Genomic DNA, 26643 nt, shown 5'->3' with positions numbered 1-26643 from the left:
ACGCCATAACAACAAGAAGGAAGCACAATGTTTAAGTCTTTTTTCCCAAAGCCGGGGCCATTTTTCCTCTCGGCGTTTATTTGGGCATTAATCGCCGTCATTTTCTGGCAGGCGGGTGGTGGAGCGTGGATTGAGCGCCTGACCGGTGCAACGGGTGATGTTCCTATCAGTGCCGCGCGTTTCTGGTCGCTCAGCTATTTGCTGTTTTACGCCTACTATGCAGTATGCGTAGGGATATTTGCCTTGTTCTGGTTTACATATTCGCCGCACCGCTGGCAATACTGGTCGATTCTCGGGACATCACTCATCATCTTCGTCACCTGGTTTTTGGTCGAAGTGGGTGTCGCGGTCAACGCATGGTATGCACCTTTCTACGATCTGATTCAGACTGCACTCAGTTCGCCGCATAAGGTCACCATCAATCAGTTTTATCATGAAGTGGGCATCTTCCTCGGCATCGCGCTGATTGCTGTGATTATCGGTGTAATGAATAATTTCTTCGTCAGCCACTATGTTTTCCGCTGGCGTACCGCAATGAACGAACACTATATGGCGCACTGGCAGCAGCTGCGTCATATCGAAGGTGCCGCGCAGCGTGTGCAGGAAGATACAATGCGTTTTGCCTCGACGCTTGAAGATATGGGTGTGAGTTTCATCAACGCCATCATGACGTTGATTGCCTTCCTTCCTGTGCTGGTCACCCTCTCGGCGCATGTCCCTGAGCTGCCTATTGTTGGCCACCTGCCGTACGGTCTGGTGATTGCGGCCATCGTCTGGTCGCTGATGGGTACAGGGCTGCTGGCGGCTGTCGGGATCAAACTACCGGGGCTGGAGTTTAAAAATCAGCGCGTGGAAGCGGCTTATCGTAAAGAACTGGTCTACGGTGAAGATGACGCGAATCGCGCCTCGCCTCCGACGGTACGTGAGTTGTTTGGCGCGGTGCGTCGTAACTATTTCCGACTTTATTTCCACTACATGTATTTCAATATCGCCCGCATATTATATTTGCAGGTCGATAACGTTTTCGGTTTGTTCCTGCTGTTCCCGTCGATTGTTGCAGGTACGATTACACTCGGTCTGATGACGCAGATAACCAACGTTTTTGGTCAAGTTCGCGGTTCGTTCCAGTATCTGATTGCCTCATGGACGACGCTGGTTGAGCTGATGTCGATCTACAAACGTCTGCGCAGTTTTGAGCGCGAGCTGGACGATCAGAACCTTCAGGAAGTGACCAATACATTAGGGTAAAACAGGGAGTTGCTATGCCATTTGCCGTACCACGCGGGTTACCGTTATCACTGCTGGCCACCTTTGTGCTGGCCGGATGCGCCGACAAAGGGGCTGCGCCGCTGAAAAAGGGCGAAAAGCCCGTCGATGTGGCAAGCGTGGTTCGCCAGAAAATGCCCGCCAGCGTGAAGGATCGCGATGACTGGGCGATTGTGCTGGCGAAGACGTTCGAGAGCCAGAAAATCGCCCCGACTGAGGAGAACATCTGCTCGGTGCTGGCGGTGGCACAGCAAGAATCTATGTACCAATCCGATCCGGCGGTGCCAGGACTCAACAAAATTGCCTGGAAAGAGATCGACCGACGTGCGGAAAAAATGCACATACCGATCTTCCTTGTGCATACGGCCCTCAAAATCACATCGCCTAACGGTAAAAGCTACAGCGAACGGTTGGATACAGTCAAAACCGAGAAACAACTGAGCGCCATTTTCGATGATTTTATCGATATGGTGCCGATGGGGCAGAAGCTGTTTGGTTCGCTGAACCCGGTACATACCGGCGGGCCGATGCAGGTCAGCATCGATTTTGCCGAGAAGCATAAAAGCGGGTATCCGTGGAAAATCGACGGAACCGTACGTCAGGAAGTGTTCTCGCTTCGCGGCGGGTTGTGGTTTGGAACGTATCATTTGCTGAATTATCCAGCCAACTACAGCGCCCCGCTGTATCGCTTCGCCGATTTCAACGCCGGGTGGTACGCCAGTCGTAATGCCGCCTTCCAGAATGCCGTGAACCGCGCGACGGGCTCGAAGCTCGCCTTAGATGGCGATCTCATTGCGTATGGGAGCAGTGAAGCGGGCACAACCGAGCAAGCCGTGCGCAAGCTGGCGATTAAGCTGGATATGAGTAACAGCGAAATCCGCCATCAGCTTGAAAAAGGGGATAGTCTGGCGTTCGAGAAAACGGAACTTTATCAGCAGGTGTACACGCTGGCGGAACAGAAAAGTGGCAAAGCTTTACCAAGGGAGGTTCTGCCGGGCATTCAGCTCGAAAGCCTGAAGATCACGCGTAATCTCACCACGGCGTGGTTCGCAAAACGTGTGGACGATCGCCGGGCGCGCTGCATGTCACTGAACTAAAAGTCAGTGATAACGACGCCAGCGCAGCACAAGGGCGATGGCGCCGAGGATAGCGCATCCTGCCAGGAAGGGAATGAGCCCGAAGATAGTGCTCACACCAAATCCGATGTCAACGCGCGGTCGGCCTGTGTCCTGAACCTGCATCAGGTGTTCATAAACGCCTGGTGCATGCACCAGAATGTTCAGTAATTGTGAACCTGCCCAGAAACAGAACAGCACAAACAGCGCGTAGGCGATATTACCCGACGTTGAAGATCTGGGATGTTTGCCGCCAAAAATCGGCTTCGTCAGTGTAAAGTCTGCCATAAAGACCTCCCGCTATTTCACTCTGGCCATATGCCAGTCGTACAAGCTGAGTCTGACAGGTCATAGCATTTGTCAATATCAGAATCGTGGTAATTTGGCCCAGGGAATTCTCCTGGTTTAACGATTTCTGTCCTGCGTCACAGTTTGCCGACTTAAGTTAAATTGATTCGCATTTAAGAATTTCCGTATTCGCCACAGACCGAATAAGAAAACTGTGAGAGGATGGCTTTTTATTCTGTCGGAGTTGCCATGAACCTGTCTGCCAAACTACGCCGTGACTGGCATTATTACGCCTTTGCGATTGGCCTGATTTTTATTCTTAACGGTGTTGTTGGGCTGCTCGGATTTGAAGCGAAAGGCTGGCAAACCTATGCGGTAGGGCTGGTGACGTGGGTAATCAGTTTCTGGCTGGCGGGGTTCATCATCCGCCGTCGGCCGCAAGAGCCAACGACGGAAAATGTGGAGAGCGCTGATAAAGCGGATTAACCGTTTACCGAGCTTTTCAGGGCGCTGTCAGCAGCGTGACGCTCCAGCGCCAGTTCGATCAGACGGGTGATTAAATCCGGGTAGCTGATACCGCTGGCCTGCCACAGTTTTGGGTACATGCTGATATTGGTGAAGCCGGGCAGTGTGTTGATTTCGTTAATGATCACATCATTTTCGGCTGTCAGGAACACGTCGACACGCGCCATTCCACCGCAGCCGAGCGCCTGATAGGCTTCAATGGCGATCGCGCGGATCTTGTCATTGATTTCAGGATCGAGAACCGCCGGAACGACAACCTGCGCGCCTTTATCATCAATGTATTTGGTGTCATACGAGTAGAAATCACTGTTCAGCACCACTTCGCCACAGGTACTGGCCTGTGGGAATTCGTTGCCCAGTACGGCGCATTCGATTTCGCGACCTTTAATCCCTTGTTCAACCACCACTTTGTGATCAAATTCAAATGCCAGACGCACGGCTTCGGTGAACTGCGCTTCGCTGGTGACTTTGCTGACGCCAACGGAAGAGCCCTGGTTCGCCGGTTTGACGAATAACGGCAGCCCAAGCTGGGAAGTGATTTGGGCAAAGCTGTGTTGCTGACGATTGGCGCGCGTGAGGGTGACAAACGGAGCGATATTCAGCCCGGCGTCGCGCAGCAGGCGTTTGGTCACGTCTTTGTCCATGCAGGCGGCGGAGCCGAGAACGTCAGAGCCGACAAACGGCAGATTCGCCATGCGCAGCATCCCTTGCAGGGAACCATCTTCGCCCAGTGTGCCATGAACAATCGGGAACACGACGTCAATCTGGGTCAGTGCTTGCGCATTGCCCGCGTTAATCAGCTGGCCCTGCTCCACGCCCGGTACGGTGGCGACACTGATGTCCGATGGATTGAGCGCGATATGCGCCGGATCGTCTGCGTTCAACAGGTATTGACTGGCATCGTTCACGTGCCATTGTCCCTGCTTATCAATGCCCAGCAAAACGACATCAAAACGGCTCTTATCAATCGCATCAACGATATTTTTGGCCGATTGCAGTGACACTTCGTGTTCTGCCGATTTTCCCCCAAAAACAATTCCTACCCGCAGCTTCGCCATCTTCACTTTCTTCCAGTCTGACTCATCAAAGCCCATAACATACCACGATGCCCGGTGGGTTTCCCCGCCTTCTGCCATAATGTTTTGAGGTAGAAAAGAGGAGGGCGTGTGCGAGGGAAAAGTCTGCTTATCTGGGCGATAATTGCGGGAGCGGCGGTGATGGGATATCGCTGGCTGCCGTCGTATTACAATCCTTTTGTGCCGCTAAATCTCGACGATCCGCCGGGTAAAATTACCCAGTTTAAACTGCGTCGCCTGACGCCGGAGGCATGCACCCGTTTGCTGTCAGAGGCGAACCAGAAACGGCTGATCCAGACGCAGGCGATGGCTAACAGCGCAGGGGATTGTCCTCTGAGCGATGTGGTGCGGGTGCGCAACTTTGGCCCCGTGACGCTCAGCAGCAGTTTTATCGCCAGCTGTCCGCTGGCCTTGAGTTCCGCGCTGTTTATCCAGCAGCAGGCGAGGCCTCTCACTAAGACGATGATGGGCAGCGAACTGGCGCGCGTTGAACATCTCGGGAGTTTTGCCTGCCGTAATATCTATCACCGACCCGATGCGCGGCGTAGCGAACATGCCACCGCCGATGCGCTGGATATCAGCGGGTTTCATCTGGCGGACGGCCAGAAGGTAACGGTTCTGCCAGGCTGGCGTAACGAGAAAACGCAGCCGTGGTTGCGGGCGCTGCTCAGTGCGAGCTGCGACTATTATGGCAACGGGTTAGGTCCGGAATATAACGCCGCGCACGCCAACCATTTTCATCTTGGCATGCGCGGTTTTGGCCTCTGTCGTTAAAGCATTTTTCACCAGCTGAAAGAGGATAGTTTGTGACTTGTTTCACAAATAGGATGACTGGGGAGATAAAATACCAAAATGTTCGCCTCCGCATCTCTGGTTCCACGTCATCTGACGTAACTTGCTAATCTGTCGGCGAATTCGCCTAAAAATGAAGATTGTGTCGCTTATGGAATCCTGGAAAGTAAATCTCATCTCGGTCTGGTTTGGCTGTTTTTTCACCGGCCTCGCCATCAGCCAGATTTTGCCCTTCCTGCCGCTATATGTTTCCCAGCTCGGCGTGACGTCGCACGAAGCGCTGTCGATGTGGTCCGGCCTCACGTTTAGTATTACTTTCCTGGTTTCCGCGATTGTGTCGCCCATGTGGGGCAGCCTTGCAGACCGAAAAGGGCGCAAACTGATGTTGCTGCGCGCGTCGCTCGGGATGGCGATTGCGATATTGCTCCAGGCGTACGCAACGAATGTCTGGCAGCTCTTTTTACTGCGTGGCCTGATGGGCCTGACCTCTGGCTATATTCCTAACGCGATGGCGTTGGTGGCTTCCCAGGTTCCGCGCGAGCGCAGCGGGTGGGCGATAAGCACGCTTTCCACGGCGCAAATCAGCGGTGTGATTGGCGGCCCGCTGATGGGCGGTTTCCTGGCTGACCACGTCGGGCTGCGGGCGGTATTTTTCATCACCGCGATGCTGTTGGTGGTGAGTTTTCTGGTGACCTTTTTCCTGATAAAAGAGGGCGTGCGCCCGACCGTCAGCAAAGCCGATCGTCTGAGCGGCAAAGCGGTGTTTGCCACGTTGCCGTATCCCGGCCTGATGATCAGCCTGTTTGTGACGACGATGGTGATTCAGCTGTGCAACGGATCAATTGGACCGATTCTGGCACTGTTTATTAAATCGATGGCACCGGACAGCAATAATATCGCGTTTCTCAGCGGCATGATTGCCGCCGTGCCCGGCGTGTCAGCATTGATCTCGGCCCCCCGTTTAGGCAAGCTCGGGGACAGGATTGGTACAGCGCGAATATTAATGGCGACGCTTATCTTCGCGGTGGTGCTGTTTTTTGCGATGTCTTTTGTCACCTCGCCTTTCCAGCTTGGCGTGCTGCGCTTTATGCTGGGGTTTGCCGATGGCGCGATGCTGCCTGCGGTGCAAACTCTGCTGGTAAAATACTCGAGCGATCAGGTCACCGGGCGCATCTTTGGCTATAACCAGTCGTTTATGTATCTTGGCAATGTCGCCGGTCCGCTGATGGGCGCAACCGTCTCTGCGATGGCGGGATTCCGCTGGGTGTTTGCGGCAACGGCTGTCGTGGTGCTAATCAACGTTATCCAGCTCGCAATTGCATTGCGCCGCCGTCGTCAAAAAGAAGACAATATCAGCATCTGAGCATTATTTAGCGAAGATATATTATGTTTTAAGCAAGCGTTAAGTTGTTATCAAAAATAATGACGCTTGCTTTCTAATATTTAGCTGCCAAAAATCAGTTTTTATAATAGCAAAACGTTTCGCTGAGGCTAAATCATCGTTATTTGCGACATAGCGTGTTTTTTCATAAAGATAATACTTTTCGCCTCTTTGCATTAATCGACCGTAATGATACCGTCAGCAAAAACCTGATAAGGAAATAGCTCGATGAAAAATCTCATTGCAGAGTTGCTGGTTAAGCTTGCCCAAAAGGAAGAAGAGTCAAAAGAACTGGTCGCCCAGGTTGAAGCATTAGAAATAGTGGTCACCGCGCTGCTACGGCAGATGGCGCAGACCGATCAGCAGGCGCTGATCCGAAGTATCGAGGGCGCACTGGAAGATGCCAGGCCCGACTCTCAAGTGCCGGTTCAGGATAGCGAAATGCTACAGCAATACGTAAAAAAGTTGCTGCGGCATCCTCGCAGTTAATCCGCCGCACTATCTAAAAACCTGTCATAGATTTGTCATCTGAAGTTCTTATAGTCGCTCTGTTTATTTTTTATGTATTTTTACATGGAGAGAATAAAGTGAAACAGAGCGCACTTTTCATCGCATTAATGCCCTTATTATTTACCCCTGTCATTCATGCGGACACCGCGAATACCAGCGTGCTGGATAATCGTGTTGCACAGGGCGATATCACGCAGCCGGGTGGCGCACGCCGTCTGACTGGAGATCAAACCGAAGCGCTGCGTGCATCGCTGAATGAGAAACCCGCTAAAAATATTATTCTGCTGATTGGCGACGGTATGGGTGATTCCGAAATCACCGCCGCGCGAAATTATGCCGAAGGTGCAGGTGGCTTTTTTAAAGGCATCGATGCGCTGCCATTGACCGGGCAATATACCCATTACGCGCTGGATAAAAAAACCGGAAAACCCGATTACGTGACCGATTCGGCAGCCTCCGCCACGGCCTGGACCACCGGTGTCAAAACCTATAACGGCGCACTGGGCGTCGATATTCACGAAAAAGATCACCAGACCATTCTGGAGATGGCAAAAGCCGCCGGGCTGGCAACGGGTAACGTGTCCACAGCTGAACTGCAAGATGCCACGCCAGCCGCACTGGTTTCACATGTTACCTCGCGTAAATGTTACGGTCCGTCCGTCACCAGCGAAAAATGTCCAACTAATGCACTGGAAAAGGGCGGTAAAGGATCGATTACCGAACAGCTGCTAAATGCGCGTGCAGATGTCACGTTAGGCGGCGGTGCAAAAACCTTCGCTGAAACCGCAACGGCAGGCGAATGGCAGGGCAAAACCCTGCGTGAACAAGCGCAGGCACGCGGCTATCAACTGGTGAGCGATGCTGCTTCTCTGGCGGCTATTACTGACGCAGGTCAGGATAAACCTCTGCTCGGTCTGTTCTCCGATGGCAACATGCCGGTGCGCTGGGAAGGGCCAAAAGCCTCTTACCACGGCAATATCGACAAACCTGCCGTAACCTGTACCCCAAATCCGAAACGTGACGACAGCGTCCCAACGCTGGCGCAGATGACCGATAAAGCCATTTCTTTATTAAGCAAAGGCGAGAAAGGTTTCTTCCTGCAGGTGGAAGGGGCGTCGATCGATAAACAAGATCACGCGGCCAATCCGTGTGGACAGATTGGCGAAACCGTCGATCTTGACGAAGCGGTGCAGAAGGCGCTGGAGTTCGCGAAGAAAGACGGTAACACTCTCGTGGTGGTGACCGCTGACCACGCCCACGCCAGCCAGATTGTGGCTCCGGATACCAAAGCGCCTGGCCTGACTCAGGCTCTCAATACCAAAGACGGTGCGGTGATGGTGATGAGCTACGGCAACTCGGAAGGCGATTCTATGGAACATACCGGAACACAGCTGCGCATTGCTGCGTATGGCCCGCATGCCGCAAACGTGGTCGGCCTGACGGATCAAACGGATCTGTTCTACACCATGAAAGACGCTCTTGGACTGAAATAACACCACCACCCGGCAGAAACCAATTCCGCCGGGTGGTATTTTTCCCGCCACGAACCAGACTTAGTGTGAACCTTCACAAAAGGATGGTGCTATGAAACTAACCCTCGTTGTAACTCTGCTTTCTACCTTGTTCCTGGTGTCCACGGCTTCTGCTGCGGAGAAAACACTCACCCCTCAGCAGCAACGAATGACCAGCTGTAATCAACAGGCCACAGCCCAGACGCTGAAAGGCGATGCGCGTAAAACCTACATGAGCGATTGCCTGAAAAACAGCGCCTCAAAACCGGGGGAAAAGAGCCTGACGCCTCAGCAGCAAAAAATGCGCGAATGTAACGGCCTGGCCACGCAACAATCACTCAAAGGCGACGACCGAAGCAAGTTTATGAGCGCTTGCCTGAAAAAAGCGGCGTAGTCCTAACGGGTGAGCGGTGACAACGACTCACCCGAAATTTCATACTTTCCCCGCAACACCCCTCTCTATAATTTGGGAAATGTTTCAGAATGTTCCCAAAAATTATGAATGACGAAAACTTTTACAATAAAGACGTCACGCGAGAAGAGTGGCAGCCAAACCTTTCTCAGGATGACCATCACCGTTCCGGTATCCGTTTCGCACGGCGTGTTCGATTGCCGCGTATCTTCGGGCTGGCGGCAATGTTTTTCCCGATTGCCGGGGCGCTGGTGGCACAAGCTCCGCCTGGAGGCTGGTGGTTACTGCTGGTCGGATGGGTGTTCGTCTGGCCGCACCTGGCCTGGCAGCTGGCTTATCGCGCTTCCGATCCGCGTGTCAGTGAAATGAACAATCTGAAGGCCGACGCCATCGTGGCAGGCGTCTGGATTGGGCTGACAGGGGTGAATGTGCTCCCTACCGCCGCACTTATCATTCTGATCGGCATGAATATGATGGGGGCGGGCGGGATCAGATTGTTCAGTGCTGGTGCAATCATGACCACCATCGCGGCCCTGGTCACGTTGCAGCTCACTGGGGTCTCTCCCACCTTTACGCTTACCCCGCTGGAACTCTGGCTGGCGCTGCCGGTGATAGTTCTCTATCCGCTGTTTTTTGCCTGGGTAAGCTATCAGACCGCCATTCGGCTGGCGGAGCACAAGCGCCGTCTGGAATTGATGAGCACCCGCGATGGCATGACCGGTGTGTTCAACCGCCGCCACTGGGAGATCCTGTTACGCAATGAGTACGACACCTGTCGGCGCGCTCATCGCGAAGCGGCGATCCTGATTATCGATATCGACCATTTCAAGAGTATTAACGACACCTGGGGCCACGATGTGGGCGATGAGGCAATTATCGCCGTTACGCGGCAGTTACAATTAACGCTGCGGGCCGGGGATATGATTGGGCGCTTCGGTGGCGATGAATTTGCGGTGATCATGAGCGGCACGCCAGCGGAAAGTGCCATCGCGGCGATGTCTCGTGTGCATGAGCGGCTGGCGGTCTTAACGCTACCCTGTGCGCCGCAGGTGCGGCTGCGGATCAGTGTCGGGGTCGCCCCTCTGACGGCAGAGTTTTGCCATTATCGGGAATGGCTAAAAGCGGCGGATGTGGCGCTGTACAAAGCGAAAAATGCCGGACGTAACCGCACCGAAGTGGCCGCCTGACGTCCGGCAATAAGGCTTAGGATTTACTCAGTTTCTCTGATTTTTCCATGCACTTATTCATCGCTTCAATCACCGCCGAACGGAATCCGCGCTCTTCCAGAACGCGCACGGCTTCGATGGTAGTGCCACCCGGTGAACAGACCATATCTTTCAGTTCGCCCGGATGTTTGCCCGTTTCCAGCACCATTTTGGCGGAACCCATCACCGCCTGAGCAGCAAATTTATAGGCCTGCGCGCGCGGCATGCCGCCGAGCACGGCAGCGTCGGCCATCGCTTCGATAAACATGAAAACATACGCTGGAGCGGAACCGCTGACGCCGACAACCGGATGGATCATCGCTTCGGCAATCACTTCGGCTTCGCCAAAGCAGCGGAAAATATTCAGCACGTCCGCCACGTCTTCTGGCGTTACCAGCGCGTTCGGTGTTACGGAAGTCATCCCCGCATTCACCAGCGACGGCGTGTTTGGCATTGCGCGGACAATCTTACGGTCATGGCCGAGTGCGCGGGCGAGCTGATCGAGCGTAACACCTGCTGCAATCGAGACGACCAGCGTCTCTTTATTCAGGCTGGAGGTAATGTCGCTGAGGACTTTAATCATGATGTTGGGTTTGACGGCGCCAAAGACGATGTCAGCAATCTGAGCGACTTCCTGCGCGCTTTCGGCGGCGTTAATACCGTATTCATCACGCAGCGCGGCAACTTTGTCCGGTGACGGGGTGTAGACCCAAATCTGCCCCGGCAAGACCTGGCCACTGGCGATCAAACCACCGAGAATGGCTTTTCCCATATTGCCGCAGCCGATAAAACCGATTTTTTTGTCCATCACGTCTCTCCGTTATTATGCGTTGTGAGTTCTGTTTTAAACCTAAATAATTCGAGTTACAGGAACGCGGCCAACACACCTGCAACTTGAAGTATGACGGTTTTATAGCTTAACAACGAAAAGCAGGCGACAATAGCAATCAATATGAAGCCGGGGAGAAACTATGGCGATTTGGGTGGATGCGGATGCGTGTCCGAATGTCATTAAAGAGATTTTATTCCGTGCGGCAGAGCGTGTGCAGATGCCGTTAACGCTGGTGGCAAACCAGAATTTGCGTATTCCACCGTCGAAATTTATCCGTTCCATGCGTGTTCCGGCAGGTTTCGATGTGGCCGATAACGAAATTGTGCGTCTGTGTAGCCCGGAAGATTTGGTGATCACCGCCGATATTCCCCTGGCGGCAGAAGTGCTGGAGAAAGGTGCTGCGGCGCTGAATCCGCGCGGTGAACGCTATTCACCTTCAACGATCCGACAAAAACTCACCATGCGTGATTTTATGGATACGCTCCGCGCCAGCGGTGTACAAACCGGCGGGCCAGATTCGCTATCACAGCGCGACCGTCAGCAGTTCGCCGCCGAGCTGGATAAATGGCTGCTGGAAGTGAAGCGTCGTACAGCGTAATGATAAGCATTGCTAAATTGTGATACAGTGGGCCAACTTGCCTTTACCTTATGTACTAGTTTAATGGTATTATTGTTCGTTTTTCGACTTCTCACACTGCAACCTCGCGATACCAAGGGGAACACCTGGCTATGACCCAACCCATCTTTTTAGTTGGCCCCCGTGGCTGCGGCAAAACGACCGTCGGCCTCGAACTGGCTCGCGTCTGTGAAAGCCAGTTTGTCGATACCGATCACTGGCTGCAAACACATGCGGGTCAGAGCATCGCCGAGATCGTCGAAAAAGAAGGCTGGGAGAGTTTCCGTACGCGTGAAAGCGAAACCCTGGAAGCGGTGACCGCTCCTTCGACGATTGTTGCGACCGGCGGAGGGATTATCCTGGCGGAACGTAATCGCCAGTTTATGCGTGAGAAAGGTATCGTGATTTATCTCTGCGCCCCGGTTTCTACACTGGTTGAGCGTCTGGAAGCTTTCCCGGAAGAGGGGCAACGTCCGACGCTGACCGGCAAGCCTATCAGTGAAGAAGTCAGCGAAATCCTCGCCGAGCGCGACGCGCTGTATCGTGAAGCGGCACATCATGTGATTGACGCCTCGCTGTCGCCGGAAGAGGTCGTAAATCAGATTGTTACCGCCCTGCGTCTGGCTTGCGCCAGCTAGCAGACGTCTATACTCATAGTTTAGCCCTCATAAAAAGGATGAACTATGCCAACTAAACCGCCATACCCACGCGAAGCACGCATTGTGACTGTTGAAAAAGGCACCGGTGCCCATACCGTGACCTGGTATCAATTGCGTGCAGATCATCCCAAGCCAAATTCCCTGATTAGCGAACATGAGAGCGAACAGGAAGCGCTGGATGCCAAACGCCGCTACGAAGACCCCGAAAAGTCCTGATACAAATCTGAAATCCGCCATAACCGTGTCTGAATCACACTTTTAACTCAACGCGAATGTTAAGTGGGGGTTAATATTTAGTTATTACAGTGAGATTCAGAACGGGCGTTCTATCTTTACATTTCGATGTACAGATATGCTGCTACGCTTTTGACCTGTTTAAGCTAAAACAAGAACCGCGCAGCGTATTGAGCTTGTGCCTGTATTATCGCAGTGGTAGTGAAGAAAGGCGAAAACGATGAAGGCAACATTGGCGATCCTCACCATTGGAGTGGTCCCTGTAAGCGAAGTGTTACCGCTCTTAACCGAGCACGTCTCTGAACAACAAATCACGCATCTTAGCCTGCTGGGCAAGATGAGTCGGGAAGAGGTCATGGATGACTACGCGATTGGGATCAACGAAGATTCACTGCCGACATTGTTAAGCGACGGTAAACTAGCACACGTATCGCATCAGAAAATTGAGCGGGCATTACAGGGCGTAATTGAAGTCCTCGATAATCAGGGATATGACGTAATCCTGCTGATGAGCACCGCACCGATATCGGGTCTCACGGCGAGAAATTCTATCCTCCTTGAACCAATGCGCATCATTCCGCCGCTGGTGGCCTCGATTGTTGATGGCCATCAGGTGGGGGTCATTGTGCCGATTGAGGAGCTTCTTGAGAATCAGATCCATAAATGGAAAGTCCTGCAAAAATCACCGCTCTTTGCCCTGGCCAACCCTATCTGGGATACCGAGGCCAAACTGATTTCGGCGGGGCGCGAATTACTGGAGCAGGGTGCGGACGTATTGATGCTGGATTGCCTCGGTTTTCACCAGCATCATCGCGATTTACTGCAAAAAGCACTTGATGTCCCGGTACTGCTCTCGAACGTGCTGGTCACTCGCCTGGCCTCTGAATTGCTGGCCTGAGATTTTGCGTGACAGGCACGGAGGATGGCCCCTATAGTGGATTTTTATCTAAAGACATAAGGGCCAGTTCATGCTTTCGAGTAACGAATACTTTTCCGGTAAAGTGAAATCCATTGGTTTTACCAGCAGCAGTACTGGCCGTGCCAGTGTCGGCGTCATGGCTGAAGGGGAATACACTTTTGGTACCGCAGAGCCTGAAGAGATGACGGTGATCAGTGGCGCGCTGAACGTGTTGCTGCCAGGTGAGACAGAATGGAAGGCGTACACCGCCGGACAAGTTTTCAATGTCCCAGGCCACAGCGAGTTTAATCTGCAGGTAGCAGAGCCAACGTCTTATCTGTGCCGTTATCTGTAATAAAAAAGCCGGGTAGCGCTAACGCTGACCCGGCCCGTTTTTGCACGGTTTAGCGCTGCGCTTCGCCGCCTAAACCTTCGACCAGATCTTTAATCAACGCGGCTAACTCACCCGTCATCAGGATAAAGTCCGCGTCAAAACGCTGGGCATAATCTTCACGATCGATATCTTCGTTCTGATCGCGCAACTCATCGCAGAACTTCAAACGCTTAATCGAACCATCGTCGCACATCACGAACTGGATGCGCTGCTGCCAGTCGAGCGCCAGCTTGGTCACCAGCTTGCCCGCTTCGATATGGACCGCGATTTCGTCGCAAACCAGATCCTGTTTTTTCGCGCGGATCACGCCGCCATCTTCGAGGATCGCTTTTAATTCGGCTTCATCCAGCAGCTGGAAACCTTGCGCCGGGCTGCCGCTGCGGACCCATTCGGTCAGCGTCAGTTCGATTGGATTTTCCATCGCCAGTGGAACCACCGGGAGCGACCCCAGGCTTTTACGCAGCAGAGCCAGCGTATCTTCTGCTTTCTTGGCGCTGGCGCAGTCCACCATGATCAAATCGTTTACGGTGTCGATCCACATCATGGTCTGGCTGAAGCGGCTAAAGGCGCGTGGCAGCAGAGAGTGCAGCACTTCATCCTTCAGGGAATCTTTTTCAGTTTTTTTCAGCTTGCGGCCTTGTTCGGCTTCGAGCTTGAAGATTTTCGCTTCCAGCGCCTGCTTCACGACGGGCGACGGCAGGATTTTTTGTTCCTGGCGCGCGCAAAGAATGATTTGCCCATTAGTCGAGGAGTGAGTCAGAGCATCGCTTTGGGAACCCATCGGGGAAACCCAGCCGGTTTTTGCCATATCCTGGCTACCGCATGGGGTAAAGGTGTAGGCGGCTAACTGTTTTTCCATCTCTTCCGCACGCAGCGAAACGTCGCGGCTGAGACGGTAAACCATCAAATTTTTGAACCACAGCATGATAATTTCCACGGCCTTGTCGTTAAATCAGCGGGCATGATAACGAATTGTCGCAGTGCTTGCATTGCTAATCGGGTAGCCGGCTTCTACTCTGTTGATAATCAAAATAATGAGGAGAGTTCTGTGCGTATTGGGATTGATTTGGGCGGCACTAAAACAGAAGTCATTGCGCTGAGCGATAGCGGCGAGCAATTATTTCGCCATCGACTGCCAACGCCGCGTGACGACTACCAGCAAACCATTGAAACGATCGCGACTCTGGTCGGGATGGCGGAAACCGCCACCGGACAGACCGGCACGGTGGGAATGGGGATCCCTGGCTCAATCTCGCCTTACACGGGCGTGGTGAAAAACGCGAACTCCACCTGGCTTAACGGGCAGCCGTTTGATAAAGATTTGAGTGCACGCCTGAACCGCGAAGTGCGGCTGGCGAATGACGCTAACTGTCTGGCAGTGTCGGAGGCCATTGACGGCGCGGCGGCCGGGGCCCAGACCGTCTTTGCCGTGATTATTGGCACCGGCTGCGGCGCGGGCGTGGCGTTTAATGGTCGCGCGCACATCGGCGGCAACGGCACGGCGGGCGAGTGGGGGCATAACCCCTTACCGTGGATGGACGAGGATGAACTCAAATACCGTGCCGAAGTGCCGTGCTACTGCGGCAAACAGGGCTGTATCGAGACCTTTATCTCCGGGACCGGCTTTGCTACCGATTATCGCCGCCTGAGCGGACAGCCGCTGAAAGGCAGCGAGATTATGCGTCTGGTGGAAGAGCACGACGCTGTTGCCGAGCTGGCGTTGAGCCGCTACGAAATGCGTCTGGCGAAATCGCTGGCGCACGTCGTCAATATTCTTGACCCGGATGTGATCGTGCTGGGCGGTGGCATGAGCAACGTCGACCGGATATACACCACGGTCCCTAATCTGGTGAAACAGTGGGTCTTTGGCGGGGAATGCGAAACCCCGATCCGCAAAGCGGTACACGGTGATTCAAGTGGTGTGCGCGGTGCGGCGTGGTTATGGCCTAATTAATATGACAAGCCTGAAGGAAAACTTCAGGCTTTTTATTTGGCAAAGCAATCGCTCCGGACAGTAATATGTTTACATTGACTGCGTGTTAACATCTATATTGCATTTAAACACGATGAGATAGTCTTTGCAGTGAACCGTCGCCGTACTGGTCACCATTACACTTTTTTGCGACGGATTAACTGGAATAGATACGGACTTTGAGGTGCCAATATTGACACAGCCTTGTAATAATAAGGCCGCAATTGCTAAAGAAATATAACATATTTTTTTCATTATAAGCCTCTCAAAATCTCGGTACGTTTTGTCTGATATTCTTTGGCGTTAATAAGTTTTTGAGATTTTAACTTATCCAGTTCTTCCATTCGGCTCGTCACAGTTGCGCTAACAACGGGTGTCGGGGCAGGCGTGACCAGTGATGCCGTTGCAGGCGTATTTTCCATCCCGCCAACCGGCGTCATCTCAAGATTCACTTTGCATGTAATGATAAAGAAAATATCTTTGCAGCGTGCGGTCGCATTTGTATCCACGACGATATGGTCAGCACCAGGCTGTGGCGTCACCTGAATAGTTTTAGTGGTGGATACCGTTGCACATCCAGCCAGAGCAATCGGTAATAGAACAGGAAGTAAATAGCGCATACGATCCTCAATAATGGTTGCTCCCAATAAGTGGAATAATATCCAGAGGCCTGTGAAAGCCAGACAATAAGAAACAAGAAATCAACCACGAAGGAACGGTGGGTAATATGCGAGCAAGGAATGTCTTACAGGAGCGAATTAAGTCGCCATAGGTTAAATAATATTAAAAACGGCTTTTTGATCGTCGTCACATTTTTTGCGATTTGTAATAATCAGACATAAATCTGGGGCTGGGATGCAGCCCCAATCTTTAACCTCACTCCACCGCAAACTCCCGGTCTAGCTTGCTATACCCCAGCCCGTTAATTTTCTTCACTTTAATTTGTACCGGAATGCGCTCTTTCATTGCTTCGACGTGGCTGATGACGCCAATGGTTTTTCCCGTCGCGTTAAGGGCATCCAGCGCGTCCAGCGCCGTATCAAGCGTTTCGCTGTCGAGTGTGCCAAACCCTTCATCGAGGAATAGCGAATCGATACGCGTTTTATGGCTTACCAGGTCAGACAGCGCCAGCGCCAGCGCAAGACTCACCAGGAAGCTTTCACCACCGGAGAGCGTGCGTGTATCACGCACCGCATCGGCCTGCCAGGTATCGACCACTTCCAGCTCCAGCGCATCGCTGGCCTTGCGTTGCAACAGATAGCGTCCGTGCAGGCGGTTGAGCTGCTGATTTGCCAGCCACACCAGATTGTCGAGCGTCAGCCCCTGGGCAAATTTACGGAAACGATCGCCGGTACTGGAGCCGATGAGCGAATTCAGATATCCCCAGTCATCCGCCAGACGCGCGGCTTCTTCAATCTGCTGCATCAATCCTTGCTGATGAAGACGGTTATCGCTGTCCTGCTTGAGCTGCTGGCGGATTTCGCCCTGTCGGGTGGTGTTTTCGCGTAGCTGTTGGGCCAGACTTTGCAGCTGTGCCTGTAGCGTCTGCGCATCGCTTTCCAGTCCTTCCGGGCGTAGTACCTGGTGAGTTTGCACTCTTTGGCTGGCCTCTGCGGAGAGCGCTGTCGCCTGCTGGATCTGGCTTTCCAGCGTTTGTTTCAGTTTTTCCAGATGCTGGAGCGTGTCGTTATCCAGCAGGGCGGCGAGGAAAGCCTCTCTGTCGACGAAGATGCTGGCTGACAGCGCGGCGGAAAACTGCTTTTGCGACTCCAGCAACCGTTCGCTTTCCAGCCCTTCCTGCTGCTGTAAAGTGGCGAGCTGGCTTTGCAGAGAAACACACTGGTCGTGGATTTCGCGCCAGTTATCAGGAATAGCCGGTTCCATTTCTGCCGTGTCAGTTGCAGGAAGGGTGTCGAGCAGCGGGGTCAGGGCGTTTATTCGTTCCTGAATAGCCTGCCTTTGTGTCTGTTTTTCCTGCCACTGGGCGGATTCGGTTTCACGTGCGGCCAGCCATGCCGCTTCTGCGCCTTCCTCAGGAACCGTCAGAGACAGCGCCAGCAGAGCCTTTTCCAGCGCCGTTCGGGCTGCCGCCTGCTGTTGCTGATACTGGCGATCCTGCTCTTCTTGTTCGTTAAGCTGGCTTTGCAGCGCCAGGCGCTGACTCAACTGATACAGCTGGCGCTCATAATGTTCCTGTTCGCTCAACCACGGGGCAATATCTTCCTGAATATTCAGGGTGATATTCAGGGCCGCACACACCTCCTGCCACTCTTTAGTGAGCGCTTGCTCTTCCTGAGACAGCGACTGGCTCTCTGCATTTTCTCTCTGGATCTGCTGAGTCAGGGCATTGACCTGGCCCACAATGAGCAGACCCTCGTCTTTCAGATCGGCGACCTCTTTTGCCAGCCGATCGCGACGCTGCTGGTTGGCGCTCAGCTCCAGCGCCTGATAATCCGTGACCGCCGGATGGGTGACAGAACCACACAGTGGACAAGGCAGCCCGGCCTGCAGCAGCGCGCGCTCCGCTTCCAGACTTTTGATTTTCTCTTCCTGCTTGCAGAGCGTTTCAATGTCCTGGTAGTGCTGCTTTTTTTCTTTGTATTGCTGGCGACGCTGCTCCAGCATGGTATTGAGTGCGGCCTGATCGGCCTGCGCTTTTAATACGCTTTCGCTGTTCTGTTTAAGTCGCTTTTGTAGCGGCTGATAGCGGGCTTGCAGCGCAGTGAGACGCTGGCGTGTGGCACGAGTCTGCGATTGTTTCTCCATCGCTGCGCCGACATCTTCCGCCGTCAGCGTCAGCGTGCTCTCCGGCAAGCTTCCCTGCTTTTGACGTAATTCCGCGATACGAACAGCGAGCGCAGCGCGCTGGTTTTTATCACGATTCAACTGAGCAAAGTGCGCACGCCAGCCGGCGATCTCCTGGCCCCACTGGCGAAAACGATCGTGTTCTGCCAGCCATTGCATCAGGGCGTGATGTTCAGCCTGTAGCTGCTCGCGAGTGTGTAGTGCGGTATGACGAATGCGTGAGCGCAACGCGATTCGGGTGAGTAAGCGAGTGTTTACTTCTGTAATTTGCTGCCTGGTCTGCGCCAGACGCGTGGTCTGCTCCTGCTGGCGTTCCCAGAGGGGGCGGAGTAGCGCGGCAGGTTGTGCTAGCTGTAACTTTGCCAGCTCTGGCGCGGCCTGGTTCAGCGCCGTTTGTGCCTGCTCCAGGGCTGCGGTTGCACGCTGCTGCTCGCGGAGCAGTTCGTCATGGCGCGTCAGCCACTGAAAATCCTGCGAACGGTAGTGCTGTTCGCTGAGCAGGGTTTTCTCTTCGTCAGTAAGTACCTGCAAACCCTGTTGCAGCTGCTGTTGCTGCTCTTCGCTTAGAAGTACGACGCCTGCCGCCTGCGCTTCACGCATTTCCAGCTCGGTTCGCGCCGTTTTGTGCTTTTCAAACACCATTGCGGAGATTTGGCCGTAGATCTCCGTGCCAGTCAGCTCTTCTAAAAGCTCTGCACGCTCTTTGGGTTTCGCGTTCAGAAACGCCGCGAACTGCCCTTGCGACAGCAGCATCGAACGGGTAAACCGCCCATAGTCCAGCCCGGTCAGCGAGGCCGTGAGATCGAGTTTATCTTTTACCTTATCGGCGAGAATTTTGCCGTCTTCGCACTGGGCCAGTTCCACACGCGGTGCCTGTAAGTTCCCGTCCGGCTGGTTGCGGGCGCGATTCTGGCTCCAGAATGCGCGATAGGCCACGCCTTTCACTTCGAACTCCACTTCGGCGAGACACTCCGCCGTGTCGCGTGTCATTAGATCGTTTTGCGACTGCGAGACCGTGTTCAGGCGCGGCGTCTCGTGATAAAGCGCCAGGCAGATGGCATCGAGCAGGGTGGTTTTTCCCGCACCGGTCGCACCGGTAATGGCGAACAGCCCGTTGCTGGCGAACGGCTCGGCGGTGAAGTCGATTTTCCATTCACCCTTCAGGGAGTTGAGGTTTTTAAGACGCAGGCTGAGAATTTTCATGCGTTATTTTCCTCGTCATGCAGCGCGTGCAGGGTATGGGTGAACAGTTCATTGAGGCGTTTGCGCTGCGCATCATCAATATCTTCCTGTGCCAGGCGACGTTCGAACACCTCCTCGACTTTTAACTCGCTGAGTGTTTCGCGCTGGGCGCTTAACAGAATTTTCTCGCGCTGTTCGCGGCTGCGGCGCACCAGCAACACTTCTACGGGCAGGTCTTCGGTCAGTGTCTGGATTTTGCGCTGCATGTCATGCAGATATTCATCGGTGCTGATTTCGATATCCAGCCACACGGGCGGGGACTGCTCTACGCCGCGCCACTGCTCAAGCTGCGCGGCGATGGCGTTCAAATCGCCCTTAAGCATCGCCAGCGGTTGCGTGACTGGAACGACCAGAGTCTCGACGGCGCTCAGTTTGCCGTCGCTAAAGCTCACCAGATGGACGCTTTTGCCTTTTCCGGTTTCATCAAAGCTGAGGGAGATCGGCGAGCCGCAGTAGCGGATGTGTTCGCAGCCACCAATGACCTGTGCGCGGTGAATGTGTCCAAGAGCGATGTAATCGGCAGGGGGGAAGTTTTGCGCCGGGAAGGCGTCCAGCGTACCGATGTAAATCTCGCGCACCGCGTCACTTTTGCTGGCGCCGACGGTGGTCAGATGCCCGGTAGCGATGACGGGCAGCGCCGCGTCGCCGCGCAGCGCGCAGGCATCAATGTATTGTTGCTGATAATAGTCGGTGATCGCCTGTAACAGATGCTGCTGCTTTTCGCCGCCGGATAGCCCGGCCTGGCTCTGGACAATATCGCGCGGGCGCAAAAAAGGAATAGGGCAAAGCACGGCGCCCGGGGTGCCATCGCGTTTTTTCAGGATTTGTGGGGCATGTCCTGCGTTTGCCACTACAGTGGTATTCAGAAACGCGAGAATGTCGCGGGATTCGTTGAGCGTGGCGACGGAATCGTGGTTGCCCGCGACGATCACCAGATGGCAGCCCGTCTGCTGCAAATTCACCACGAAGCGGTTGTAGAGTTCTCGCGCATAGCTCGGCGGCTGCCCGGTGTCAAAAATGTCTCCGGCGACGATGATGGCGTCCACCTCCTGCGACTGCGCTGTCTCCAGCAGCCAGTTCAGGAAAGCCTCATGTTCGGCGGCACGACTTTTACTGTAAAAATTTTGACCCAGATGCCAGTCCGAGGTGTGAAGTATGCGCATAACAGTTCCGTGGCAAAAAAGAGTGAACGGGATTATACACTTCATCCTTCAGGCTGCCTCTGCGTTGGCTACATCTGCTCACCTTGATGCAACTTGAATGATTTTGTGTATCTAAGGTTCCTGTGGCTGGAAAATAACCGCTGTAATAAAACAACGGTTTGCCATTCATAGTGGAAATGTTTTTCATAAATCTGTCACAAATCTGACGCATAATGGCGCCGCATTCCAAACTAATACATTAATAAGACAGGGCAAAGTATGGCGAGACGTATTCTGGTCGTAGAAGATGAAGCTCCGATTCGCGAAATGGTGTGCTTCGTGCTCGAACAAAATGGCTTCCAGCCGGTTGAGGCGGAAGATTATGACAGCGCGGTGAATCAACTGAACGAACCCTGGCCCGATTTGATTCTGCTTGACTGGATGTTGCCCGGCGGTTCTGGCCTGCAATTTATCAAGCACATTAAACGCGAAGCGATGACCCGCGATATCCCGGTGGTCATGCTGACGGCGCGTGGTGAAGAAGAGGATCGCGTGCGCGGTCTGGAAACTGGCGCGGATGATTACATCACCAAGCCGTTCTCACCGAAAGAGCTGGTGGCACGTATTAAAGCCGTGATGCGCCGTATTTCACCGATGGCGGTGGAAGAGGTGATCGAAATGCAGGGCTTGAGCCTCGACCCAACCTCACATCGTGTCATGACTGGCGAAAACCCGCTGGACATGGGCCCGACAGAATTCAAACTTTTGCACTTCTTCATGACTCATCCGGAACGCGTTTACAGCCGCGAACAGTTGCTGAATAACGTCTGGGGGACTAACGTCTATGTCGAAGACAGAACGGTAGATGTGCATATTCGCCGCTTGCGTAAAGCGCTGGAACACAGCGGCCACGATCGTATGGTGCAGACGGTCCGCGGTACGGGTTATCGTTTTTCGACCCGTTTCTGAACAATGACAGGAGTGTGACGCGTGCTGGAACGTCTGTCATGGAAAAGGCTCGTTTTTGAACTGATCTTATGCTGTATCCCCGCCGCCATTTTGGGGGCGATTTTTGGTCATCTGCCGTGGTTTTTACTGGCGGCAGTAACCGGGCTATTGGTCTGGCATTTTTGGAATTTACTGCGTCTTTCCTGGTGGCTGTGGGTCGATCGTAGCATGACGCCACCGCCGGGAAGCGGCAGCTGGGAACCGCTGTTGTACGGCCTGCACCAGATGCAAATGCGTAATAAAAAGCGCCGTCGCGAGCTGGGAAGCCTGATCAAACGCTTTCGCAGCGGGGCGGAGTCGCTGCCAGATGCCGTCATTCTGACCACCGAAGAAGGGACCATTTTTTGGTGTAACGGCCTGGCGCAACAGCTGCTTGGACTGCGCTGGCCGGACGATAACGGCCAAAACATCCTGAACCTCCTGCGTTACCCCGAATTCACCCATTACCTGAAAAAACGCGACTTTACGCGCCCGCACAATCTGGTGCTGAACAATGGCCGACATCTTGAGATCCGCGTGATGCCCTATAGCGATCAGCAGTGGTTGATGGTGGCGCGCGATGTGACCCAGATGCACCAGCTTGAAGGCGCGAGGCGGAACTTCTTCGCCAACGTCAGCCATGAGCTGCGCACGCCGCTGACGGTGCTGCAAGGCTATCTCGAGATGATGCAGGAGCAGACGCTCGAAGGTGCGCCGCGCGAGAAAGCGCTGCACACCATGCGCGAGCAGACCCATCGTATGGAAGGGCTGGTGAAACAGCTGCTAACGCTGTCGAAAATTGAAGCTGCGCCGACGCTGGCGTTGAATGAAACGATCGACGTGCCGATGATGCTGCGAGTGGTGGAACGTGAAGCGCAGACGCTGAGCCATAAAAAACATCAGTTTACCTTTGAACTGGATAACAGTCTGAAGGTGCTCGGCAGTGAAGACCAGCTGCGCAGTGCGATATCAAACCTGGTGTATAACGCGGTGAACCATACACCGGAGGGCACACATATTGTGGTGCGCTGGCAGCATGTCCCGACGGGCGCGGAGTTCAGCGTGGAAGATGATGGGCCGGGGATTGGTCCGGAGCATATTCCGCGTTTGACCGAGCGGTTTTATCGCGTGGATAAAGCACGCTCGCGGCAAACGGGGGGCAGCGGTCTTGGGCTGGCGATTGTGAAACATGCAGTGAATCATCATGACAGCCGCCTCGATATTCAGAGCACGCCGGGCAAAGGCACGCGGTTTAGTTTTGTTATCCCGGAACGTTTGATTGCCAAAAAAACTGCCTGATTGCGCGTGTGTCAGCCTTCCTTTCCACAGGCCAGCGTTTGCTGGCCTGTTTGCTTTGCAGTCAAGCGAAACGCGAATGAATATTATACGGTTGTTGTTTTTTTGTTCGCATGATTAGCCATGAGTTTTTCTTAACCTTAGCGGATTGTTCTGGTCTGCATTTTCATGCTGGCATATTGTTCTGGTTTTCAGATCCCTCCTTGCCTTTAAACGTTATAAGCGTTTAAATTGCGCCCCATATACTGTCATACCGACTGTATTTGCGTGGTAAATCGAAAAACTATTCTTCGCCACGGCATGACGGGAGCATATCCCGCTGAAATTGAGTCAATTTTCCGCTGTATCATCCCATTTGGGATGGCGAAAATCTCAACGTTTTCAACACCACATCCACAGGCAGTAAGGTTCTATGACCCATCATTTAAAATCGCGTGACATCATCGCGCTGGGCTTTATGACTTTTGCGCTGTTCGTCGGCGCAGGTAACATCATTTTTCCTCCTATGGTTGGCTTGCAGGCGGGTGAACACGTCTGGACGGCAGCTATTGGCTTCCTGATTACTGCGGTCGGTCTACCGGTTCTGACCGTCGTGGCGCTGGCGAAAGTCGGTGGCGGCGTCGATAGTCTCAGCACCCCGATCGGTAAAGTGGCGGGTATTCTGCTGGCGACGGTCTGCTATCTGGCGGTCGGCCCGCTGTTTGCGACCCCGCGTACTGCAACCGTCTCTTTTGAAGTCGGGATTGCTCCGCTGACCGGCGACGGCGCGCTGCCGCTGCTGATTTATAGCCTGGTTTACTTCGCGCTGGTGATTCTGGTCTCCCTCTATCCGGGCAAACTGCTGGATACCGTGGGCAACTTCCTGGCACCGATGAAAATTCTGGCGCTGATCGTGCTGGCCGTGGCGGCCATCATGTGGCCGGCGGGTCCTATCAGCGAATCGCTGGACGCCTACAAAACGGCGGCATTCTCCAACGGTTTCGTGAATGGCTATCTGACTATGGACACTATGGGCGCGATGGTCTTTGGTATCGTCATCGTTAACGCCGCGCGTTCTCGCGGTGTGACCGAAGCGCGCCTGCTGACCCGCTACACCATCTGGGCTGGCCTGATGGCCGGTGTCGGACTGACGCTGCTGTATCTGGCGCTGTTCCGCCTGGGTTCTGATAGCGCGACGCTGGTCGACCAAAACGCGAACGGTGCGGCCATTCTGCATGCTTACGTTCAGCACACCTTTGGCGGTGCGGGTAGCTTCCTGCTGGCAGTGCTGATTTTCCTGGCCTGTCTGGTGACCGCGGTTGGCCTGACCTGCGCCTGTGCTGAGTTCTTCGCTCAGTATGTTCCGCTGTCCTACCGCACGCTGGTGTTCATCCTCGGCGGCTTCTCGATGGCGGTCTCTAACCTCGGTCTGAGCCACCTGATTCAGGTCTCTATCCCGGTGCTGACCGCGATTTATCCGCCGTGTATTGTGCTGGTGGTGCTGAGCTTTACCCGTCCGTGGTGGAATAATTCCTCGCGAATTATTGCCCCAACGATGTTTATCAGCCTGCTTTTTGGTATCCTTGACGGGATTAAAGCATCCGCCTTCAGTGGGATCCTGCCTGACTGGACACAGCGTCTGCCGCTGTCAGAGCAAGGCCTGGCCTGGTTAATGCCAACCGTTGTTGCGATGGTTCTGGCGATTATCTGGGACCGTGCAGCAGGGCGTCAGGTCACTTCCAGCGCGCATTAATCAACGACAAATTGTTTAACCACGGGGCTTATGGCCCCGTGGTTTTTTGTTTTTTTCGAGTTGAATGGCAAGATTTAAATGGAAAGCACGAACAAACTGAAACGTGGGCTAAGCACCCGCCACATTCGCTTTATGGCGCTTGGCTCGGCAATCGGGACAGGCCTTTTTTATGGCTCGGCAGATGCCATTAAAATGGCCGGACCCAGCGTCCTGCTGGCCTACATCATCGGCGGCGTCGCGGCCTATATCATCATGCGCGCGCTGGGCGAAATGTCGGTACACAATCCGTCAGCCAGCTCTTTCTCGCGCTATGCTCAGGAAAACCTCGGCCCGCTGGCGGGCTACATCACTGGCTGGACCTACTGCTTTGAAATCCTGATCGTGGCGATAGCCGACGTGACGGCGTTTGGCATCTACATGGGCGTCTGGTTCCCGCTGGTGCCGCACTGGATATGGGTGCTGAGCGTGGTGCTGATCATCTGCGCCGTCAACCTGATGAGCGTCAAGGTGTTCGGTGAACTGGAGTTCTGGTTCTCCTTCTTCAAAGTCGCAACCATCATCATCATGATTGTGGCCGGTTTTGGCATCATCATCTGGGGGATTGGCAACGGCGGGCAACCGACCGGGATCCATAACCTGTGGAGCAACGGTGGGTTCTTCAGTAATGGCTGGCTCGGGATGGTAATGTCGCTGCAGATGGTGATGTTTGCCTACGGCGGAATCGAAATCATCGGCATCACGGCGGGTGAAGCGAAAGACCCGGAGAGATCCATTCCGCGCGCCATCAACTCCGTACCGATGCGTATTCTGGTGTTCTATGTGGGCACCCTGTTTGTGATTATGTCCATCTATCCGTGGAACCAGGTGGGGACCAGCGGCAGCCCGTTCGTGCTGACTTTCCAGCATCTGGGCATTGCCTTTGCTGCCAGTATCCTCAACTTTGTGGTGTTGACCGCCTCGTTCTCCGCCATTAACAGCGATGTGTTCGGCGTGGGCCGTATGCTGCACGGCATGGTAGAGCAGGGCAACGCGCCGAAAGTGTTCGCCAAAACCTCGCGTCGCGGCACGCCGTGGGTGACGGTGATGGTGATGACTGTCGCGCTGCTGCTCTCGGTGTATCTGAACTACATCATGCCGGAAAACGTCTTCCTGGTGATTGCGTCACTGGCGACTTTTGCGACCGTCTGGGTGTGGATCATGATTCTGGTGTCGCAGATTGCGTTCCGTCGTCGTTTGCCGCCGGAAGAGGTGAAAGCGCTGAAGTTTAAAGTGCCGGGCGGTGTCCCGACCACGGTCGTCGGCCTGATCTTCCTGGTCTTTATTATCGGTCTGATTGGCTATCATCCAGACACGCGCATCTCCCTGTACGTGGGCTTTGCGTGGATCGTCCTGTTGCTGATCGGCTGGGCGTTTAAGCGCCGCCGCGAGCGTCAGCTGGCTGAAGCGCAGTAATCCCTTCTTTTCCCTCTCCCTGTGGGAGTGTACGGTCCGGGGACATGGTAGACAGGTGTTCGGGGACATGGTGAACACTATTTAACATCCTTTACCCATGGTGATCGACTTTTTCTTCAGGTCGATCACCCCCACTTTCGTGCTGTACCACCACACCTCATAACAGCCATCTTCAGCCCCTTCCTTCAGTCCCACATATTCGCCCCTGAACGCTTTTCCTGCCTTCAGCGTTACCCCTCTCAGGCTCAGTTTTCCGCTGATATCCACTTTCCTGACCATCACGCCCTCGTCGTATTCCGGG

The 26643-nt window shown here is 54.0% G+C and carries 26 protein-coding genes and 1 pseudogene; 19 read left to right on the top strand and 8 right to left on the bottom strand.

Going from position 1 to position 26643, the window contains the following annotated elements; all coding sequences use genetic code 11:
* The first annotated feature begins 27 nt into the window (after positions 1-27).
* Both sbmA and C3708_RS18490 read left to right on the top strand, forming a co-directional pair.
* A complete protein-coding gene (gene sbmA / locus C3708_RS18495; RefSeq protein WP_095280941.1) occupies positions 28-1248 on the top strand; it encodes a peptide antibiotic transporter SbmA in 1221 nt (406 codons plus the stop codon).
* A gap of 14 nt (positions 1249-1262) precedes the next feature.
* Positions 1263-2363, top strand: coding sequence for a DUF1615 domain-containing protein (locus C3708_RS18490; protein WP_103949940.1), 1101 nt, complete (start codon positions 1263-1265; stop codon positions 2361-2363).
* A 3-nt stretch (positions 2364-2366) separates the two neighbouring features.
* On the opposite strand, the gene C3708_RS18485 is transcribed toward C3708_RS18490, so the two are convergent.
* Positions 2367-2669, bottom strand: a complete 303-nt coding sequence (locus C3708_RS18485; RefSeq protein ID WP_095280943.1) for a DUF2755 family protein — start codon at positions 2667-2669, stop codon at positions 2367-2369.
* 249 nt (positions 2670-2918) lie between these two features.
* Here C3708_RS18485 and C3708_RS18480 point away from each other — a divergent pair, with 249 nt between their 5' ends.
* Positions 2919-3155, top strand: a complete 237-nt coding sequence (locus C3708_RS18480) for a DUF2754 domain-containing protein (RefSeq protein WP_095284187.1) — start codon at positions 2919-2921, stop codon at positions 3153-3155.
* Here the strand turns inward: C3708_RS18480 and ddlA are convergent.
* Entirely contained in the window at positions 3152-4252 is a 1101-nt protein-coding gene (gene ddlA / locus C3708_RS18475; RefSeq protein WP_103949980.1) for a D-alanine--D-alanine ligase, read from the bottom strand. The two genes, C3708_RS18480 and ddlA, sit on opposite strands and share 4 nt — an antisense overlap.
* Positions 4253-4360: 108 nt before the next feature.
* Between ddlA and C3708_RS18470 the strand changes: the two genes are divergently transcribed.
* The 6 genes from C3708_RS18470 to adrA all read left to right on the top strand — a co-directional run bounded on the left by C3708_RS18470 (position 4361) and on the right by adrA (position 10063).
* A complete protein-coding gene (locus C3708_RS18470; protein WP_174348715.1) occupies positions 4361-5044 on the top strand; it encodes an extensin family protein in 684 nt (227 codons plus the stop codon).
* 169 nt (positions 5045-5213) lie between these two features.
* A complete protein-coding gene (locus C3708_RS18465) occupies positions 5214-6425 on the top strand; it encodes a multidrug efflux MFS transporter (protein ID WP_095280945.1) in 1212 nt (403 codons plus the stop codon).
* A 246-nt stretch (positions 6426-6671) separates the two neighbouring features.
* The gene (iraP, locus tag C3708_RS18460) at positions 6672-6932 is read left to right on the top strand and encodes an anti-adapter protein IraP (protein ID WP_095280946.1); all 261 of its coding nucleotides are present in this window, start codon (positions 6672-6674) and stop codon (positions 6930-6932) included.
* 98 nt (positions 6933-7030) lie between these two features.
* Entirely contained in the window at positions 7031-8446 is a 1416-nt protein-coding gene (phoA, locus tag C3708_RS18455) for an alkaline phosphatase (RefSeq protein ID WP_095280947.1), read from the top strand.
* A 91-nt stretch (positions 8447-8537) separates the two neighbouring features.
* Positions 8538-8858 (top strand): phosphate starvation-inducible protein PsiF, encoded by a 321-nt coding sequence (gene psiF, locus C3708_RS18450; RefSeq protein WP_095280948.1) that lies wholly within the window; start codon positions 8538-8540, stop codon positions 8856-8858.
* A gap of 89 nt (positions 8859-8947) precedes the next feature.
* A complete protein-coding gene (adrA, locus tag C3708_RS18445) occupies positions 8948-10063 on the top strand; it encodes a diguanylate cyclase AdrA (RefSeq protein WP_103949939.1) in 1116 nt (371 codons plus the stop codon).
* A 16-nt stretch (positions 10064-10079) separates the two neighbouring features.
* Here adrA and proC read toward each other — a convergent pair whose 3' ends face one another.
* Positions 10080-10889, bottom strand: coding sequence for a pyrroline-5-carboxylate reductase (gene proC / locus C3708_RS18440; protein WP_103947640.1), 810 nt, complete (start codon positions 10887-10889; stop codon positions 10080-10082).
* A 163-nt stretch (positions 10890-11052) separates the two neighbouring features.
* Here proC and C3708_RS18435 point away from each other — a divergent pair, with 163 nt between their 5' ends.
* The 5 genes from C3708_RS18435 to ppnP all read left to right on the top strand — a co-directional run bounded on the left by C3708_RS18435 (position 11053) and on the right by ppnP (position 13675).
* Positions 11053-11511: a YaiI/YqxD family protein gene (locus tag C3708_RS18435; RefSeq protein WP_103947639.1), complete on the top strand. Its 459-nt coding sequence runs from the start codon at positions 11053-11055 to the stop codon at positions 11509-11511.
* 131 nt (positions 11512-11642) lie between these two features.
* Positions 11643-12167: a shikimate kinase AroL gene (gene aroL, locus C3708_RS18430; RefSeq protein ID WP_095280952.1), complete on the top strand. Its 525-nt coding sequence runs from the start codon at positions 11643-11645 to the stop codon at positions 12165-12167.
* A gap of 45 nt (positions 12168-12212) precedes the next feature.
* Positions 12213-12404, top strand: a complete 192-nt coding sequence (locus tag C3708_RS18425) for a YaiA family protein (RefSeq protein WP_103949938.1) — start codon at positions 12213-12215, stop codon at positions 12402-12404.
* A 238-nt stretch (positions 12405-12642) separates the two neighbouring features.
* Entirely contained in the window at positions 12643-13320 is a 678-nt protein-coding gene (locus tag C3708_RS18420) for an AroM family protein (RefSeq protein WP_095280954.1), read from the top strand.
* Positions 13321-13390: 70 nt separating this feature from the next.
* Positions 13391-13675, top strand: a complete 285-nt coding sequence (ppnP, locus tag C3708_RS18415; protein ID WP_095280955.1) for a pyrimidine/purine nucleoside phosphorylase — start codon at positions 13391-13393, stop codon at positions 13673-13675.
* 49 nt (positions 13676-13724) lie between these two features.
* On the opposite strand, the gene rdgC is transcribed toward ppnP, so the two are convergent.
* A complete protein-coding gene (rdgC, locus tag C3708_RS18410; protein WP_095280956.1) occupies positions 13725-14639 on the bottom strand; it encodes a recombination-associated protein RdgC in 915 nt (304 codons plus the stop codon).
* Between the two features lie 123 nt (positions 14640-14762).
* Between rdgC and mak the strand changes: the two genes are divergently transcribed.
* The gene (gene mak, locus C3708_RS18405) at positions 14763-15668 is read left to right on the top strand and encodes a fructokinase (RefSeq protein ID WP_103949937.1); all 906 of its coding nucleotides are present in this window, start codon (positions 14763-14765) and stop codon (positions 15666-15668) included.
* 272 nt (positions 15669-15940) lie between these two features.
* Here mak and C3708_RS18400 read toward each other — a convergent pair whose 3' ends face one another.
* The 3 genes from C3708_RS18400 to sbcD all read right to left on the bottom strand — a co-directional run bounded on the left by C3708_RS18400 (position 15941) and on the right by sbcD (position 20896).
* Positions 15941-16306 carry a hypothetical protein gene (locus C3708_RS18400; protein WP_103949936.1) on the bottom strand — a complete coding sequence of 122 codons (366 nt, stop codon included), beginning with the start codon at positions 16304-16306 and terminating at the stop codon, positions 15941-15943.
* Between the two features lie 256 nt (positions 16307-16562).
* Entirely contained in the window at positions 16563-19694 is a 3132-nt protein-coding gene (sbcC, locus tag C3708_RS18395) for an exonuclease subunit SbcC (RefSeq protein ID WP_103949935.1), read from the bottom strand.
* A complete protein-coding gene (gene sbcD / locus C3708_RS18390) occupies positions 19691-20896 on the bottom strand; it encodes an exonuclease subunit SbcD (protein ID WP_103949934.1) in 1206 nt (401 codons plus the stop codon). The genes sbcC and sbcD overlap by 4 nt, the downstream gene beginning before the upstream one ends.
* A 258-nt stretch (positions 20897-21154) precedes the next feature.
* Here sbcD and phoB point away from each other — a divergent pair, with 258 nt between their 5' ends.
* The 4 genes from phoB (at position 21155) to proY (ending at position 26342) form a co-directional block, all read left to right on the top strand.
* Entirely contained in the window at positions 21155-21844 is a 690-nt protein-coding gene (gene phoB, locus C3708_RS18380; RefSeq protein WP_095280962.1) for a phosphate response regulator transcription factor PhoB, read from the top strand.
* 21 nt (positions 21845-21865) lie between these two features.
* Positions 21866-23161 (top strand): phosphate regulon sensor histidine kinase PhoR, encoded by a 1296-nt coding sequence (phoR, locus tag C3708_RS18375; protein WP_095280963.1) that lies wholly within the window; start codon positions 21866-21868, stop codon positions 23159-23161.
* A 409-nt stretch (positions 23162-23570) separates the two neighbouring features.
* Positions 23571-24890 (top strand): branched-chain amino acid transporter carrier protein BrnQ, encoded by a 1320-nt coding sequence (gene brnQ / locus C3708_RS18370; RefSeq protein ID WP_095280964.1) that lies wholly within the window; start codon positions 23571-23573, stop codon positions 24888-24890.
* A gap of 78 nt (positions 24891-24968) precedes the next feature.
* Positions 24969-26342, top strand: coding sequence for a proline-specific permease ProY (gene proY / locus C3708_RS18365; protein ID WP_103949933.1), 1374 nt, complete (start codon positions 24969-24971; stop codon positions 26340-26342).
* An 81-nt stretch (positions 26343-26423) separates the two neighbouring features.
* Here proY and C3708_RS18360 read toward each other — a convergent pair.
* A pseudogene (locus tag C3708_RS18360) lies at positions 26424-26643 on the bottom strand (IS481 family transposase); the annotation flags it as partial.

It is taken from the genome of Lelliottia sp. 7254-16 (genome assembly GCF_002922995.1).
Lineage (GTDB): Bacteria > Pseudomonadota > Gammaproteobacteria > Enterobacterales > Enterobacteriaceae > Enterobacter > Enterobacter jeotgali.
This window is presented reverse-complemented; position numbering and strand designations above follow the sequence as displayed.

Excerpts from the sequence above, each read along its gene's own strand:
- psiF (WP_095280948.1), top strand. The coding sequence starts at position 8,538 with ATGAAACTAACCCTCGTTGTAACTCTGCTTTCTACCTTGTTCCTGGTG.
- C3708_RS18400 (WP_103949936.1), bottom strand. The coding sequence starts at position 16,306 with ATGCGCTATTTACTTCCTGTTCTATTACCGATTGCTCTGGCTGGATGT.
- brnQ (WP_095280964.1), top strand. The coding sequence starts at position 23,571 with ATGACCCATCATTTAAAATCGCGTGACATCATCGCGCTGGGCTTTATG.
- C3708_RS18420 (WP_095280954.1), top strand. The coding sequence starts at position 12,643 with ATGAAGGCAACATTGGCGATCCTCACCATTGGAGTGGTCCCTGTAAGC.
- proY (WP_103949933.1), top strand. The coding sequence starts at position 24,969 with ATGGAAAGCACGAACAAACTGAAACGTGGGCTAAGCACCCGCCACATT.
- proC (WP_103947640.1), bottom strand. The coding sequence starts at position 10,889 with ATGGACAAAAAAATCGGTTTTATCGGCTGCGGCAATATGGGAAAAGCC.
- aroL (WP_095280952.1), top strand. The coding sequence starts at position 11,643 with ATGACCCAACCCATCTTTTTAGTTGGCCCCCGTGGCTGCGGCAAAACG.
- adrA (WP_103949939.1), top strand. The coding sequence starts at position 8,948 with ATGTTCCCAAAAATTATGAATGACGAAAACTTTTACAATAAAGACGTC.
- sbcD (WP_103949934.1), bottom strand. The coding sequence starts at position 20,896 with ATGCGCATACTTCACACCTCGGACTGGCATCTGGGTCAAAATTTTTAC.
- phoB (WP_095280962.1), top strand. The coding sequence starts at position 21,155 with ATGGCGAGACGTATTCTGGTCGTAGAAGATGAAGCTCCGATTCGCGAA.
- rdgC (WP_095280956.1), bottom strand. The coding sequence starts at position 14,639 with ATGCTGTGGTTCAAAAATTTGATGGTTTACCGTCTCAGCCGCGACGTT.
- C3708_RS18490 (WP_103949940.1), top strand. The coding sequence starts at position 1,263 with ATGCCATTTGCCGTACCACGCGGGTTACCGTTATCACTGCTGGCCACC.
- iraP (WP_095280946.1), top strand. The coding sequence starts at position 6,672 with ATGAAAAATCTCATTGCAGAGTTGCTGGTTAAGCTTGCCCAAAAGGAA.
- C3708_RS18435 (WP_103947639.1), top strand. The coding sequence starts at position 11,053 with ATGGCGATTTGGGTGGATGCGGATGCGTGTCCGAATGTCATTAAAGAG.
- C3708_RS18485 (WP_095280943.1), bottom strand. The coding sequence starts at position 2,669 with ATGGCAGACTTTACACTGACGAAGCCGATTTTTGGCGGCAAACATCCC.
- C3708_RS18480 (WP_095284187.1), top strand. The coding sequence starts at position 2,919 with ATGAACCTGTCTGCCAAACTACGCCGTGACTGGCATTATTACGCCTTT.
- C3708_RS18425 (WP_103949938.1), top strand. The coding sequence starts at position 12,213 with ATGCCAACTAAACCGCCATACCCACGCGAAGCACGCATTGTGACTGTT.
- ppnP (WP_095280955.1), top strand. The coding sequence starts at position 13,391 with ATGCTTTCGAGTAACGAATACTTTTCCGGTAAAGTGAAATCCATTGGT.
- C3708_RS18465 (WP_095280945.1), top strand. The coding sequence starts at position 5,214 with ATGGAATCCTGGAAAGTAAATCTCATCTCGGTCTGGTTTGGCTGTTTT.
- sbmA (WP_095280941.1), top strand. The coding sequence starts at position 28 with ATGTTTAAGTCTTTTTTCCCAAAGCCGGGGCCATTTTTCCTCTCGGCG.
- ddlA (WP_103949980.1), bottom strand. The coding sequence starts at position 4,252 with ATGGCGAAGCTGCGGGTAGGAATTGTTTTTGGGGGAAAATCGGCAGAA.
- sbcC (WP_103949935.1), bottom strand. The coding sequence starts at position 19,694 with ATGAAAATTCTCAGCCTGCGTCTTAAAAACCTCAACTCCCTGAAGGGT.